Raw genomic sequence first — 14634 nt, forward strand, 5'->3', positions numbered from 1 at the left:
AAGATCTCCGACATGACGTCCAGATGGAACTCTGCCCAAACCGCAATTTGTCCACGCAACTGAGATTTACCGGAGCCTTGGCTAAAGCTAACTCACGTCTTAGTCTCTCAAAAAGCCGAGAGTCTGCAATCCACCCAAACCCGTTTAGGCCGGTTCCACTTGTAGTACCGATGCATCCGCGCCGATGACGCGCACGTGGCTGCCCGCAGGTGCGTCGGGGCCTCGGCAGGACCAAACGCTGTCGCCGACCTTCACGCGGCCCCGGCCTGCTTCGATGGCTTCGACCACCAGCACGACTTCGCCGATCAGGCGAGCGGTGCGATCATTTAGCAGCGGGTCCTGCGAGTTCACCGGATTGGCCGCATACCAGCGGCGGCCGCCCCAGACCGAAAGCAGGCACAGCAGGGCGAAGATCAGCAGTTGTACGGGCACCGAGACGGGCAGCGCCAGCGCGATCAGTCCCGTCACCGCCGCCGCCAGCGCGACCCAGATGAGGAACACGCCGGGCAACAGGACTTCACCGACGCCAAGCAGGGCGGCGAAGACCAGCCAGCCCCAATGATCATCCAGCATGCCGAGCCAGTCCATCAGCCCTGACCCTGAGCAAAGGGGCTGCGGCGGGTCGCGGCGGGGGGAGGGGTGGGTGTGCCGTCGCTGCCCAAGGCCTCTTTCGCCAGAGCGCCGATGCCGCCCAGCGTGCCGATCAGCTGCGTGGCTTCCACGGGGAAGAGGATGGTCTTGGCATTGGGCGAGTTGGCGAACTGGCTCACCGCCTCGACATATTTCTGGGCGACGAAATAGTTGATCGCCTGCGCGTTGCCCGATGCGATGGCTTCGGACACCATCTGCGTCGCCTTGGCTTCCGCCTCCGCCTCGCGCTCGCGGGCTTCGGCGTCGCGGAAGGCGGCCTCGCGGCGGCCTTCGGCTTCCAGGATCTGGCTTTGCTTCTGCCCCTCGGCCTTCAGGATTTCAGAGGCGCGCAGACCTTCCGATTCCAGAATCAGCGCGCGCTTTTCACGCTCCGCCTTCATCTGGCGGCCCATGGCGTTGACGATGTCTGCGGGCGGGCGGATGTCCTTCAGCTCGACACGGGTGATCTTGATGCCCCAGGCGTTGGTGGCGTGATCGACCACGGACAGTAGGCGGGCGTTGATCTCGTCGCGCTTCGACAGGGTTTCGTCGAGGTCCATCGAGCCCATGACGGTGCGCAGGTTGGTGGTCGCCAGCTGCATGATGGCGACGTAAAGCTCCGACACTTCATAGGCGGCCTTGGCGGCGTCCAGCACCTGGAAGAAGACGACGCCGTCGACCGACACCATGGCATTGTCCTTGGTGATGATCTCCTGCCCCGGAATGTCGACCACCTGTTCCATCATGTTGATCTTGCGCCCGACGGCGTAGAAGAAGGCGGGGTAGAAATTGAGGCCCGGCTTTGCCACTTCGGTGAACCGGCCGAAGCGTTCGATGGTATATTGATAGCCCTGCCGCACCACCTTGACGCTCACGGCCAGATAGAAGAGCACCAAGAAAGTCACGGTCAGCGCGAAGGTCGTCAGCATCTTTCTCTCCCCCGAAGAAGCGCTTGACTATGACGCGAAATCATTAACGGGAAAAGTCAAACCGTCACCGCTGCCGCCCGGCCCGAATAGGAGACCTGTCATGTTGCTGCGCCACGCCCGATCGCTGCTGTTCCTGCCCGCATCGAACAGGCGCGCCATCGCCAAGGCGCGCACCCTGTCCTGCGATATGGTCATGCTGGACCTGGAGGATGCGGTGGCTGACGACATGAAGGAGGAAGCGCGCGCGAATGCCGTGGAGGCGGCGGCGGAAGGCTTTGGCAAGCGGCTGTGCGCAGTCCGCATCAATGTCGAAGGGACGCCGTGGCATGGGCCAGAAATGGTTGCGGTCAAGAAGTCGGCAGCGAACTATGTCATCCTGCCCAAGGTCGAAAATGGCAGGCAGGTGCGGGACGTGTTCAGCGTCTGCCAAAAGCCTGTCCTCGCCATGATCGAGAGCGCGGCCGGGGTTCTTGCTGCTGCGTCGATCGCCGCGGAAGAGGGGACGGCCGGGATCTTCATGGGCACCAATGACCTGCGGCAGGACCTTGGCATTCCTCCATCGGCTGGGAGGGAAGGGCTGAGTTTCGCTCTCCAGTCGGTGATCCTGAGCGCGCGGGCGGCGCGGGTCGCCGTGTTCGATGGCGTGTTCAACCGGTTGGACGATGAGGCAGGGTTCGAAGCGGAATGCGCGGCAGGGCATGCGCTGGGCTTCGACGGCAAGACGCTGATCCACCCGAGCCAGGTTCCGGTCGCCAACCAGGTGTTCGGCCCCGATGCGCAGGCGGTAGCCGATGCGCGGCGGCTGATCGAGGCGGCGACGGGCGGGGCGGAGCGGTTCGAGGGGCGAATGATCGAGGGAATGCATGTCGAGGAGGCGCGCGCGCTGATCGCTCGGGCGGAGGCGGTTATGCCTTGAGGGGGTGATCTACTCGCCTGGCGCGTCATCCCAGCGGACGCTTGGATCTCGTGAGGATAGGCTGAGCGCTATCGGGAGAGATGCCAGCCTGCGCTGGCATGACGGATTATCTTGCGAGCAGCCTCATCACATCTCCCCTCCCGCAGGCGGGAGGGGAGATGAGGTCGCTCAGCGCTCCGTAGCGTTCCCGGCTTCAGCAGGCGTTGCAATCTCCGGCGCTGCCCCCTTCGTCGCAAAGACACGCAGGCTATCCAGCACCCTTTTCGCGATCGGCTGATATTGTTCGCTCAGCATTTCGGGATAGACGAACGTCACGGTGACGATGCCCCCGTCAGGCTGGCGCAGGAGGCGGACGGCGACATTATTGCCTTCGCCGTCATTGGCGGTGCCGCGATATTCATTGTCGCCGATGAAGTCGCCGTCGACGCCTTCCGAACCGCTGCTCATCGCCTGGACGACCTGCTGGAGCGATTGCTTGTCCTCGTTGCGCTGCCAGAAGACGCGGACGTCGGCCCCTGCGCCCGGGTCCTGATAGACGGTGCCGTCCGGCGTGCTGGCGCCGCTGTCCTTTTCCCAGCCTTCCGGGAAGCTGATCGAAAAGCCGCGTTCGTCATTCACATAATTGCGATTCTCGGCCGCTTCCGCCTTGCCCTCCGCAAGCGCCTTGGCAGCGGCGGCATTGGCGGCGGCCGCCAGTTCTTCCTGGCTCGGCATATCTTCCACCGGCTCGGCGCGCCCGCAGGCTACCAGCAGGAGGAGGGGAAGAGCGGTCGCCAGGCTGAGTTTTTTCATGCCCAGTCCAAAGCATAGCCAGCCCGACATTTCAACGGCGCAACGATATCCGCAGCGGCAGGATGAGCGTTGCGCTGCGCCGGTGCGTTCAGGCGGCGCTGTCGATGCCGAGTTCGGCGAGCTTGCGGTAGAGCGTCGAGCGGCCGATGCCCAGGCGGCGGGCGACCTCCGTCATGCGGCCGCGATAATGGCCGATCGCGAGGCGGATGACGTCCGCTTCGATCTCCGCAAGCTGGCGGACATGGCCGTCGCCTTCGAACAGGGTGATGCCCGCCGCTTCCCGGTGAGTCGCGGGCACGGCGCGCAGGCGCGGCTGGAGCGGCTCGCCACTGGCGCGCGTCCGGATCTGCGCGGCGATCTGCGGAAAGTCCTGCGGCGTCAGCGCATCGCCCTCGCACAGGACGGCGGCGCGGAAGAGCGCGTTTTGCAGCTGGCGCACATTGCCCGGCCATTCATGCTGCATCAGCAGCGCGAGCGCATCGTCGGTCAGGCCCAGGCTGCGCAGCCCCGGCTGATTGGCGATGCGGGCGAGCAGATGACGGCAAAGCGCGGGAACGTCGCCAATACGCTCGCGCAGCGGCGGAATCGTCAACTGTACGACGTTCAGGCGGTAATAAAGGTCTTCGCGAAAACGCCCCGCCTCGATCTCATCGACCAGCCGCTTGTTGGTGGCGGCGATGATCCGCACATCGACATGGACCGGCCGCCGTGCACCGATAGGCTGCACCTCGCCGTCCTGAAGGACGCGCAGCAGCTTCACCTGGGCATCGAGCGGCATTTCGCTGACTTCATCGAGGAAGATGGTGCCCATGTCGGCGGCGACGAACTTGCCGACCTGGCGCTCGAAGGCCCCGGTAAAGGCGCCGCGCTCATGGCCGAACAGGTCCGATTCGACGAGGTTCGCGGGGATGGCGCCGCAGTTCACCGTCACCATCGCCTGCTTGTGGCGGGGGGAGGCCGCGTGGATGGCGCGGGCGATCACATCCTTGCCGACGCCGCTTTCGCCTTCGATCAGGACGGGGACGCGGGCGCGGGCCGCTTTGGCTGCGATCGCGAGGGCGGCGCGGAATTGCGGCGCGGCGCCGACCACATCTTCAAAAGAAAGGGCGGCGGATATCTTTTCCGTAAGCGGGCGGAGCTCACCCTTGCCGTGCTCCTGCGACAGGGTGGCGTTGAGCGCGGAGAGCAGCCTTTCCGGCGCGACCGGCTTCGCGAGATAGTCCGTCGCGCCAGCACGCATGGCGTCCACGGCAACGGCGACACTGTTGTGTGCGGTCAATATCAATATGGGAAGCGCAGGCCGACGGCTGCGTAATTCGCGGACGAGGCCGGTCGCGTCGGGACCGGGAATCCACTGGTCGAGCAGCACCGCGTCCAGTCGCATCCCATCCTGCGTGCCGAGCATGGCGATCGCCATGTCGCCGTCATTGGCGAAGATCGTGCGCCATCCAGCGCGGGCGGCCAGCGCGGACACGAGCCTGCGTTGCGCGGGCTCTTCGTCGATCAGCATCAGCATGGGAACGCCGTCGCGCGCCATCTTACCCCTCTTCTTGTTCCGTGGCGCCAGCCTAGACCAAGGGGGTAAAGGCGCCCTTAACCGGAAAGTTTTTCTTCATCCGTTTCGAGGTTGAGGGGGGAGAACCTTGTCGATAAGAGGGGCCCGCTCAAAAACACAGGCGACAAGGGAATGGACATGGCGTCAGACGGAAATATGGAGAGCGCGACCCAGACCTACACAGGGTTCGTGGCCCTCGTGAAGTGGGGCACTATTGCAAGCGTGATCGTCGCTGCGATCGTCGTTCTGCTGATCTCCAGCTAAAGACCGGCGCCACCAGGGGGATGTCGATGAAAATCGCTATTATCAAGGAGCTCGCCGAGGGTGAGCGCCGCGTTGCCGGTACGCCGGAAACCGTCAAGAAGTTCAAGGCGCTGGGCGCCGATGTCGCCGTCGAAGCGGGCGCGGGCCTGACCGCCGCCATCGCCGACGCCGACTATGCCGCCATGGGCGCGACCATTGCGGATCGCGCCGCGACGGTCGCGGGCGCGAACATCATTCTGGGCGTCCAGGGTCCTGACGTCGCCAGCATCACGGGCGCGAAGCCGGGTGCGTGGATCGTCGCTGGCCTCAACCCCTTTGTCGAGCGCGCGCGCGTCGACGCCTATGCGCAGGCGGGCTATGAAGCGCTGGCGATGGAGTTCATGCCGCGCATCACGCGCGCGCAGTCGATGGACATCCTGTCTTCGCAGTCGAACCTGTCCGGTTACAAGGCGGTGCTGGACGCAGCGTCCGAATATGGCCGCGCTTTCCCGATGATGATGACGGCGGCGGGGACGATCTCCCCGGCCAAGGCTTTCGTCATGGGCGTGGGCGTCGCCGGGCTTCAGGCGATCGCGACGGCCAAGCGCCTGGGCGCGCAGGTGTCGGCGACCGACGTGCGCTCGGCGACCAAGGAACAGATTGAAAGCCTTGGCGCGAAGGCGGTCTTCGTCGAAAGCGTCGCTGGCATCGAGGGCGAGGGCAAGGGCGGCTATGCCACCGAAATGTCCGAGGATTACCAAAAGGCGCAGGCCGAACTGGTGTCCAGCCACATCGCCAAGCAGGACATCGTCATCACGACGGCGCTGATTCCGGGCAAGCCCGCGCCGCGCCTTATCACCGATGCGCAAATCGCGACGATGAAGCCGGGCAGCGTGATCGTCGACCTCGCCGTCGAACAGGGCGGCAATGTCGAAGGCGCAGTGCTGGGCCAGGTGGTCGAGCGTCATGGCGTGAAGATCGTGGGCCACAAGAATGTGCCCTCGCGCCTTGCCGCCGACGCCTCGGCGCTGTTCGCGCGCAACCTCTATAATTTCCTCTCGGCCTTCTGGAACAAGGAACAGAATGCGCCGGTGCTGGACGAGGAAATCGGCAACGCCATCCGCGTGACGCAGGGCGGCAAGGTCGTCAGCGACCGCCTGCTGTAAATCGGCATGCTCCTCCCCCTCTGGCAAAGCCTGAGGGGGAGGGCTTCGGCGTCGTATCGCGCCTTTCCATGGATCAGGCAGGACCGGACGATCGCGTCTGAAGGGTAGGAATGAGCGCGCTTCTCCTCCTCTGTTTCCTTCTGGCCTGTTCAATGGGGGCGATCTCTGCCTGGCGTTTGCGCCTGGACGAAACCGGCGCTGTCCTCCCGCTGTTTCTGCTGCCGCCTGCAGCCATCGCCGCAACGCTGACGGTCGCAGCTGAGGTGAGTAGTCCCGTCGCCCGCTATGTGAGTTTGGTCGCGGTCATGTTGGCGAGCGCATCCTTCTTCGGCGGCGCCATCGCGGCGCGCCGGAGCGCCAAAGCCGGGCAGGCGGCGAAACGTCCATGACTGCCGGCCTTGACCTGATCCTGATCGGGCAGGCCATGGGGGCGCTGCTTTTCCTGGGCGCTTCGTGGCCTTCCGCAATCATGTCGGGCCAGAGGCGGCGGCATGCGGCTCTTGCTGGCACGATCATCCTGTCTGCCGTGGCCGTGTATGACATGGACGTGATCAACGGACCCGATATCATCGGCGCGTTGATCGTGGGCGGCGGCTTTGGCTTGCTGCTGGGACGGGAATGGCCGCGCGGCCGATGGATGCCGCTGTTGACGATGTTCACCGGGTTCTCGGCAGCGGCGATGCTGTGTGCAGCAGCGGCCGCCTGGCTCAATCCTTATGCTTTCGGGCTGGTCGACGAGGGAAGCACCGGCGTTGCCGCGCGGCATATGCTGGCGCTGGCAGTCGTGACCATGGGTGGCATCGGTGCGTCGACCTGCGCGCTAGGTGCGCTTCTTGGCGGAGAGCGTTCGGCGGTGCTGCTGCTTGTCTTCGCCATCGCTATGGCAGGCTGGTCCGCCGCCGCGCTCGCATTCCTGCTCGAAAATGTGGGGCTCCTGGCTGCGGGAGGGCTTTCAGCTGCTGCCGGAACGGGCGTTGCGCTGCGCATATGTGGCGGAGCGCGCGGGAAGGGGCTTGCCGATGCGGGGTCCCGTCCGTAACGCTGGAGCGGACGGACGCCGGGGCAGTTTCCGGGCGGCAATTGGGGTAAAGACGCACCATGCAGAAGCTCGGCCTGATCGGCGGTCTCAGCTGGACATCCACAGCACGCTATTATCAGATCATCAATCAGGCGGTTTACCGGGCAAAGGGCGGGCAGCACAGCGCCCCGCTGCTGATAGAGAGCCTCGACTTCGCCGAAATCGGCCGCTCCACCACCGAAGAGGAATGGGCCTATGCTGCGCAGGTGCTGACGGCATCCGCCCGGCGGCTGGAGCAGGCAGGCGCCAAGGCGCTGCTGATCTGCGCCAACAGCATGCATCGCGTCTATGACGAGGTGCAGGGCGGGGTGGACACGCCGATCATCAACATCGCCGATGCGGTCGGCCGCAAGATGAAGGCCGATGGCGTGCAAAGGGCCGCGCTGATCGGCACCCGCAACGTCATGACGGAGAAATTCTACCGCCAGCGGCTGGTCGGCCACGGCATCTCGCTGCTGCCCCCGGACCTTGACCTCGCCGAGCGGATCGACCGCATCGTCTATGAGGAACTGACGATCGGCAAGGTGAGCCGCGAGTCCGAACGCTATATGCGCTCGGAACTGACGGACATCGCGAAGGAAAATGTTCAGGCGGCGATCCTGGCCTGCACCGAATTGGAAATGATCGTCGATGTGAAGGCGAACGTGCTGCCCATCTACGACGGCACCGCCATCCATGCGCGGGCCGGGGTCGATGTGATCCTGCGGGATTGAGCACAAAAAAGGGGACGCCCCCGGACGTCCCCTTCCTCCCCTTTTTAGCCTGTTTCAGAATGACGAGCTGATCGAGCAGGCCGCTGGCCCAAGGATCACGACGAACAGCGTCGGCAGGATGAAGAGGATGAGCGGAACCGTCATGATGGCGGGCAGGCGCGCGGCCTTTTCCTCGGCGCGCATCATGCGTTCATGGCGGAATTCAGCGGATAGCACGCGCAACGCGGAGGCAAGCGGCGTGCCGTATTTTTCCGTCTGGATCATGGTCGTCACGACGCCCTTGACCGCGTCCAGCTTCACACGATTAGCGAGATTTTCGAACGCCATGCGCCGTTCGGTAAGGAAGCTGAGTTCGATCGCGGTCAGCTGGAACTCGTCGCCCAGCTCCGGATAGGCCTTGCCCAGTTCCTTGGCGACGCGGGCGAAGGCGGCGTCCACCGTCAAGCCAGCCTCGGCGCAGATGACGAGCAGGTCGAGCGCGTCGGGCAGGCCCTTGCGAATGGCGGCGGAACGCTTCTGAATCTTGTTGTCGATGAAGATGTCGGGCGCCTTGTAGGACAGCAGCAGCGCCACGGCGAACGCCATGAAGCGCTTTGCACCGCCCCAGTCGGGATAGATGCCTACGCCATAGAGCAGCAGCGCGGCCAAGCCGCCGATGACGATCGGCAGCACCATGCGGCCGAAGATGACGGCGACCGCCAGATCCTTCGACCGGATACCGGCCTGCGCCAGCTTGGTTTGCGAATCCTTGAGCTGATCGTCCTGCAGCACCTTCAGGCTGGACAGGAAGGCCCGCATCTGATCGGTCGTCTGGTTCTTCTTGACCAGCTTGGCGCGGCGGCGCGCGGTGGAGGCGGTGATCCCGGCCTTCAGCTGCTCACGCCGTTCGTTGAGCGCCTTGACGCGCTTGGCCATCGGGTCGCGCACGGTCATCACCGTGTAGAGCACGAACAGCATGGCGAGCGTCGCCATCGCGGCGAGCAAGGTGCCAAAGTCCGTGGCGGACATGCCGAAGAGAGTGCCTGCGGGGGAAGCGGTTTCCATGTCTCTTATCCCCCGTCAGATTTCGAAGTTGATCATCTGCGACATGATGAAGACGCCAATGCCCATCCAGCACATGCCGCCGAGGCCAATGACCTGCATCGTCGACATGCCGAAAAGGCCCGCCGGATCAGGCGTGAAGAATGGCGACATATATGCGTAGTTGATGTAGCAGATCATGCCGAAGACCAGGAACGGCAGCACGCCGATGATATAGGCCGAAGCCTTGGATTCCGAGGACATCGCGCGGATCTTCAGCTTCATCTGCGCGCGCTGACGCAGCACGGTGGCGAGGTTCGACAAGGTTTCGGCAAGGTTGCCGCCCGTCTCGCGCTGAATCGCCAGGCTGATGACGAAGAATTGGAATTCCGGTGTGCCGAGGCGATCGGCCGTTTCCTGCAGGGCCTGGTCCATCGTCTTGCCGATCTTGATGCGTTCGGTGATCAGCTTGAATTCCTCACCCACGGGGCCCGGCACTTCGCCCGCGACGACGCCCAGCGTCTCGGTGATCGGCAGGCCCGAGCGCAGACCGCGGGTCAGCAGTTCGAGCGCGTCGGGGAATTTCATGGTGAACTGCATCACCCGCTTCTTGATCAGGCGGCTGACCCACATGTGCGGCAGGGCAAGGCCGCTCGCGAGGCCCATCATGATGGCGAGCAGCGGCGCAAAGCCGCGCAGCATCAGAAAGGCGGCCATGCCAAGCGCTGTGAAGGCGCAGCTGGTCATATATTGGCTGACCGTCCATTTCTTGCCGGTCATGCGGAGGCGCTTGGCCAGATTTTCCGGGTTGGGCACCAGCGACACGAGCATCTTCATGTCGTTGCCGGGCTGCCGGTTGGAGATGGCCTTGCGCATGCGCGCTTCCATCATCGCATCCGCCGATCCGCTGTGACGTTCGCGGATCAGGGCGACACGGCGCTTGCTGGCCTTTTCAGCCGACGGCCCGGCAAAGGCCACGACAGCCAGACCAGCCAAGGTCATCAGCAGCATGATCAGCAATATCGAATTGCTCATGGTATCGCCCGTTTCCTATAGGTGCACCCCGCCCGATGGCGGCATGCCCGCCGTATTCTCACGCCTTGACCTTGTCCTTGCGTGCCGGGATCAGCCCCTTGAGGTCACCGATCTTGCCAAGCAGGGAGTCGCCTTTCTTCTTCTTTGCGGGCTTGCCATCGGCGGCATCGCCATCCTCGGCGGCCCCGATGACCGCGTCGAGCAGCGAGACGCAAGCCGCGCCGACCTTGTTGCCCTTGGCGGTTTCGGCCAATGTCTTGCCGAGCTTTGCGGACTGCGCCGCGATCCGCAGGTCGAAGGGGACGAGGACGTCCACCTTCCGCTCGATCGACGTCTCGAAATCCTTGCGGCTGATTTCCTGCGCGCCTGCATGGACGCGGTTGGCGACTACGATCACGCGCGACTGGGGCGCGTTGCTTTTCAGCCAGGACAGGATGCGGATCGAATCGCGCGCCGCCGCCAGCGTCAGTTCGGTGACGACCACGGCGACATTGACGTCGGCCATCAGGTGCGGATGCTGGATCAGCATATGGCGCGGCAGATCGACGACGCTGCATTCGAACGCGGCGCGGAATTCTTCCAGCAGCTGGTAAAAGGCGCCCCCATCGGTCAGCATCGGCTGGCTGATCGGCGCTTCGGCCGACAGGATCGCCAGCGTATCGCTTGCCCGCACCATCGCGCGTTCGATGAACAGGCCATCGATGCGGCTCGGGTTATCGATCGCGTCGGTGAGGCCACGGCCCGGTTCAAGGTCCATCGCCAGCGCGTTGGTGCCGAAATGGACGTCAAGATCGAGCAGTGCGGTCGGCCGCTTCTGCTTGTCGCTGAGCAGCCAGGCGAGCGAGGTCGCGATGCTGGACGCGCCCACGCCGCCACGGGTGCCGATGACGGCAGTGGTGAGGTGCGGCCGTTCGGGCCCCGCGTCGCGCGGGGCGAAGAACACCGCCTGCGCCTGTGCCAGCGCGTCGCGCAACTGGTCGGCGCCGAAGGGCTTCAGCAGATAATCCTGAATGCCGCTGGCGATGAGGTCGCGATAGAGGCGGACGTCATTCACCTGACCAGCGGCGATCACCACCGTGCCGGGCTCGCACACTTCGGCCAGGCTGTTGATGTCATTGAGCGGGTCGCCGCTTTCGGACATGTCGACGAACAGGATTTGGGGGCTGGCGCTGACCGACAGGCTCTGCACGGCGTTGCGCATGCCGCCCTTGTTCACCTTTTCCGGGGCCCAGCCCATTTCAGCGGCAACCATCGCCAGCAAGTCGTGGCTATGATCGTCGCAGACGAAGGCGTGGAAGGGATCGCGCTGTCCAGACATGGCGGGTTTCCAGGGTGCGTTCATGATCAGCGGCCTCCCGACAGGGACTTGAGGTCACCCGAACCGGTCGGGGTCTTTTCGCGATAGGTCGAAATGGCGCGGTTGGACGTGGCGGTGCGCAGGTCGCTTGCGCTGCTCTGGCCGCGCACCAGATCCTCCGGATTGGCGACCATCGCGGCAAGGTTGCCGTTCACGCCGCAGCCGAAATTGGAGGTAGTGCCAAGCTGGGATTCGGTTTCCTGCTTGCTCGACCAGTCAGGGCAGCCGGGCACGCGCGCGGTCGCGCGGCGCACGACCATCCGGACGCTGCCGGAAGGCGCAGCGCCTGCGGCGGCGGAGCTGTCCTCACCCACCAGCATGCCGTGGCGGGCGACGACATCGGCGATGCCTTCGCGCAGTTCAGGGCTGTAATAGGCATCGGTCACGATCGCGACCTGATCGCCATAGCCAAGGCCGATGGAGGCGAACCAGTCTTCCAGGCGGCGGGCTTCCGAAGCGCTGAGGCCGCCGTCCGGGCCAGCCTGCACATCATAGGTGTAGGTGTCGTGGCCGACGACTGGTTGATGCACCGATTCGACCCCGCGATTGACGGCGGGATTGCAGGCGGCGAGCGGCAGCGCCATCAGGGCGAGCGCGCCAAAGCGGACGATGGTGTTGGCGGAGAGGGAAGTCATGACTGTCGTCCTTCCGATCAGAAGCTGAAGCCGGGCGCGGCGGCGGTCTTCGCCGAACGCTTGCCCGTGTCGCGGGGAGCAGCCGCCTGCGGGCCGGGCGCGGGAGCCGGGCTGCCGGGATCGCGGCGCGGCATCGGCGCGCGGGCACCGCTTACGCCGTCGCTGCCCTGCTGGAGCAGAAGGCCCTGTGCGACATTGGCATTGCGGAAACCGTCGGTGGGCAGGCGCACGTCCGACGCGTTCATCGGCTTCACCAGATAGGGGGTGACGACGATGACCAGTTCGGTTTCGTGACGCTGGAACCGGCGCGACTTGAAGAGGCTGCCGAGGATCGGGATTTCACCGAAGCCCGGCGTCTTGCTGATCGAGTTGGCGGTGTCGTTGTTGAGCAGGCCCGCGATCATGAAGGCCTGACCCGAACCCAGTTCGACGGTAGTTTCCGCCGTGCGGCTCTTGAGCGCCGGGACGGTCGTGTTCACCGAGAAGTCGAGGCTCGACACGGTCGGGCGCACGCGCAGCGAAATGCGGCCATCCGCCAGCACCGTCGGCGTGAAGGCGAGCTGCACGCCATATTGCTTGAACTCGATGCTGTTGCCCTGCGTGCCGTTGCTGACTGTGTAGGGATATTCGCCGCCCGCCAGGAAGCTGGCTGTTTCACCCGACAGTGCGGTCAGGTTGGGTTGAGCCAGCGCAGTGGCAAGGCCGCTCGATTCGGCAAGGTCCAGCGCGCCTGCTACGTCCATGCCGAGCAGGTTGGCGACGAAGCCGAGCGAGGTGCTGCCGTCGGTCGGGTTGTTGAAGGTGTAGGTCGTGCCGCCAGTCGCATTCGTACCGCGCGTCACGAAGTTGCGGTCGGCCCGGCCGATGCTGTCGATGATCCGGCCATTGCCATTCGCCAATGCCGAGATGTTCACGCCGATCTGGTGCCCAAGGTCGCGGCTGACTTCGGCGATCTTGACTTGCAGGTTGACCTGAAGCGGGGTGGCGGTGCGCAGGCGGCTGACGACGGTGACGTCCTTGCCCACGAAGGCCTGCGTCAGCCGCTCGGCTTCGGCGGCGTCCTCGGGAGCAGCGACGGTGCCGGTCAAGAGAACCATGCCGTTCATCTTGTTCACCGCGATCTGCGCGTTCGGCATCGCCAGCCGCAGCATGTCGTCGATGTTCGACAGGTTGTTGCCGACGCGGACGGTGCCGGAAAACAGCACCTTGCCGTTGGTCGCGGTGGCGAACACGGTGGTTTCGCCCGCTGCCTTCGCGATCAGGTAAAGCTGGTTCTGGGCGCGGACATGGACATCGACGACCTCGGGATTGCCGATGACGACGTCCGACATCTTGGCGCCCAGGTTGATGACCTTGCTGCCGCCCACCGACATCAGGATCGCATTGTCCTGCATCGAGGAAGGGGCTGCATTGAGCGCGGTCGTCGGCGTGGCGGCCATGGCGGCGGCGAGGCCGAGAGCGATGGCGGGGCCGATGAGCGGTTTGACCGCCTTCTTGCCCGCCTGAAGGTTGATAGACTTCATCTTACTTCCCCCCGACCGGAACGACGGTCACATTGGTGCCGCGCGCGATGCGGATCACAGGTCCGCTGACGCTGCCCGGTGCTGCCTGAGCGCCGCCCCCTGCGGGCACTTCGACGCCGGCGGTCTGCAACGGCTTGGCGGGGACGGAGCTGCGCTGGTAGCGAGACACGTCTGCGCCGGTTGAAAAGGTGCTGCCCTTGTCGACCGGGCGAGCGGCGAGCTTTGCGATGATCTTCTTTTCCGCGTTCGGGCTGGCGCCATCGGGCAGGTCGACGTCGGAGCCGGCGATGGCGGCGTCGAGGTCCGACGCATTGTCCGCGATCGATCGCAGCGTCAGCGAAAGCGATCCGATGGTCTGCGCCACCGCGATCTTCTCCGCGATCTTGGGCGTCACTTCGATGGTGACGTTGGAATAGGTCTGGACGACCGGCTTGCCGTCATCGCCCATGGCGTCCATGCGCTGGTCGGTGGCGAGCACGCGCAGGTTGCGCAGGATGGTTTCGGAGACCTTCAACGGCTCCCCGTCGCCGCCGCCCGATACGCTCTGCGTCAGCATCAAATCGACGCGGTCGCCCGGGAAGACGAAGCCCGCGACCGAATTCTGCGCCGACACCGGCACGGTGACAGCGCGCATGCCCGGCCCGAGCGCGGCGGCGAGGAAACCGCGCTCGCCTGGCTTGATCACCGAACCCACGGTCATCGGCTGACCAGCCGAGATGGCGGTGCGCACGACGCTGCCCACCAGCTTCGCCGGATCGGCCTGGCCCTGGATATAATAGGCCTGCTCGACCAGATCCTTGGGCCAGGGCTGAAAGCGGAAGCTTTCCGCGTCGAGGATGGTGCCAACCGGCAGTGCCTTGGTCGCGACCAGCACATGGGGCTGGTCGGCCGCTACTGGCATGGAAGAGGCACTGGCCTGGGGCGCGCTAGACGAACTCAGCATGTTGCGCGCGAGAAGAGCTGTTGTGACCGCTATGACAAGCGCCCCCACCAGCAGCACGATTTTCTTGCCGTCCATGATGAAATTCGTCTCCCTCAATCA

Annotated in this window: 16 protein-coding genes; 6 read left to right on the top strand and 10 right to left on the bottom strand. The window is 64.8% G+C overall.

From position 1 onward, the window contains the following. Window positions 1-144 precede the first annotated feature (144 nt). Together ACYU8T_RS01160 and ACYU8T_RS01165 are read right to left on the bottom strand one after the other, a co-directional pair. Complete coding sequence (locus tag ACYU8T_RS01160; RefSeq protein WP_201514974.1) at window positions 145-588, bottom strand: NfeD family protein; 444 nt, start codon at window positions 586-588, stop codon at window positions 145-147. After that, window positions 588-1559, bottom strand: a complete 972-nt coding sequence (locus ACYU8T_RS01165) for an SPFH domain-containing protein (RefSeq protein ID WP_461158247.1) — start codon at window positions 1557-1559, stop codon at window positions 588-590. Before ACYU8T_RS01165 ends, ACYU8T_RS01160 begins: the two co-directional genes overlap by 1 nt. A gap of 100 nt (window positions 1560-1659) precedes the next feature. Here ACYU8T_RS01165 and ACYU8T_RS01170 point away from each other — a divergent pair, with 100 nt between their 5' ends. Then, a complete protein-coding gene (locus ACYU8T_RS01170) occupies window positions 1660-2475 on the top strand; it encodes an HpcH/HpaI aldolase/citrate lyase family protein (protein WP_461158248.1) in 816 nt (271 codons plus the stop codon). Between the two features lie 168 nt (window positions 2476-2643). Here ACYU8T_RS01170 and ACYU8T_RS01175 read toward each other — a convergent pair whose 3' ends face one another. Beyond that, window positions 2644-3267, bottom strand: a complete 624-nt coding sequence (locus ACYU8T_RS01175) for a hypothetical protein (RefSeq protein ID WP_461158249.1) — start codon at window positions 3265-3267, stop codon at window positions 2644-2646. 88 nt (window positions 3268-3355) lie between these two features. After that, entirely contained in the window at window positions 3356-4804 is a 1449-nt protein-coding gene (locus ACYU8T_RS01180) for a sigma-54-dependent transcriptional regulator (RefSeq protein WP_097091012.1), read from the bottom strand. 156 nt (window positions 4805-4960) lie between these two features. On the opposite strand from ACYU8T_RS01180, the gene ACYU8T_RS01185 reads away from it, so the two are divergent. From ACYU8T_RS01185 to ACYU8T_RS01205, 5 genes are all read left to right on the top strand, one after another. Further along, window positions 4961-5086, top strand: a complete 126-nt coding sequence (locus tag ACYU8T_RS01185; RefSeq protein ID WP_461158250.1) for an aa3-type cytochrome c oxidase subunit IV — start codon at window positions 4961-4963, stop codon at window positions 5084-5086. A gap of 26 nt (window positions 5087-5112) precedes the next feature. Continuing rightward, window positions 5113-6231, top strand: coding sequence for an NAD(P) transhydrogenase subunit alpha (locus ACYU8T_RS01190; RefSeq protein WP_461158251.1), 1119 nt, complete (start codon window positions 5113-5115; stop codon window positions 6229-6231). Between the two features lie 110 nt (window positions 6232-6341). Beyond that, a complete protein-coding gene (locus ACYU8T_RS01195) occupies window positions 6342-6620 on the top strand; it encodes a proton-translocating transhydrogenase family protein (RefSeq protein WP_461158252.1) in 279 nt (92 codons plus the stop codon). Beyond that, on the top strand, window positions 6617-7270 hold the full coding sequence (locus ACYU8T_RS01200; RefSeq protein ID WP_461158253.1) for a hypothetical protein: 654 nt from the start codon (window positions 6617-6619) through the stop codon (window positions 7268-7270). Before ACYU8T_RS01195 ends, ACYU8T_RS01200 begins: the two co-directional genes overlap by 4 nt. Before the next feature lie 59 nt (window positions 7271-7329). Continuing rightward, a complete protein-coding gene (locus ACYU8T_RS01205) occupies window positions 7330-8022 on the top strand; it encodes an aspartate/glutamate racemase family protein (RefSeq protein WP_461158254.1) in 693 nt (230 codons plus the stop codon). A 54-nt stretch (window positions 8023-8076) separates the two neighbouring features. Here the strand turns inward: ACYU8T_RS01205 and ACYU8T_RS01210 are convergent, their stop codons facing one another. From ACYU8T_RS01210 to cpaB, 6 genes are read right to left on the bottom strand one after another with little or no spacing between them, the layout of a single operon-like run. Further along, window positions 8077-9066: a type II secretion system F family protein gene (locus ACYU8T_RS01210; RefSeq protein ID WP_247234720.1), complete on the bottom strand. Its 990-nt coding sequence runs from the start codon at window positions 9064-9066 to the stop codon at window positions 8077-8079. A gap of 15 nt (window positions 9067-9081) precedes the next feature. After that, the gene (locus tag ACYU8T_RS01215) at window positions 9082-10077 is read right to left on the bottom strand and encodes a type II secretion system F family protein (RefSeq protein WP_201514968.1); all 996 of its coding nucleotides are present in this window, start codon (window positions 10075-10077) and stop codon (window positions 9082-9084) included. A gap of 58 nt (window positions 10078-10135) precedes the next feature. Next, window positions 10136-11419 carry a pilus assembly protein CpaE gene (locus tag ACYU8T_RS01220; protein ID WP_247234718.1) on the bottom strand — a complete coding sequence of 428 codons (1284 nt, stop codon included), beginning with the start codon at window positions 11417-11419 and terminating at the stop codon, window positions 10136-10138. A 2-nt stretch (window positions 11420-11421) separates the two neighbouring features. Further along, on the bottom strand, window positions 11422-12069 hold the full coding sequence (locus ACYU8T_RS01225) for a CpaD family pilus assembly protein (RefSeq protein ID WP_097091020.1): 648 nt from the start codon (window positions 12067-12069) through the stop codon (window positions 11422-11424). Between the two features lie 17 nt (window positions 12070-12086). After that, complete coding sequence (locus tag ACYU8T_RS01230) at window positions 12087-13592, bottom strand: type II and III secretion system protein family protein (protein WP_461158255.1); 1506 nt, start codon at window positions 13590-13592, stop codon at window positions 12087-12089. Between the two features lies 1 nt (window position 13593). Then, entirely contained in the window at window positions 13594-14610 is a 1017-nt protein-coding gene (gene cpaB / locus ACYU8T_RS01235) for a Flp pilus assembly protein CpaB (RefSeq protein ID WP_461158256.1), read from the bottom strand. Window positions 14611-14634: the final 24 nt, after the last annotated feature.

The organism is Sphingobium sp. TomMM35A (genome assembly GCF_054771735.1).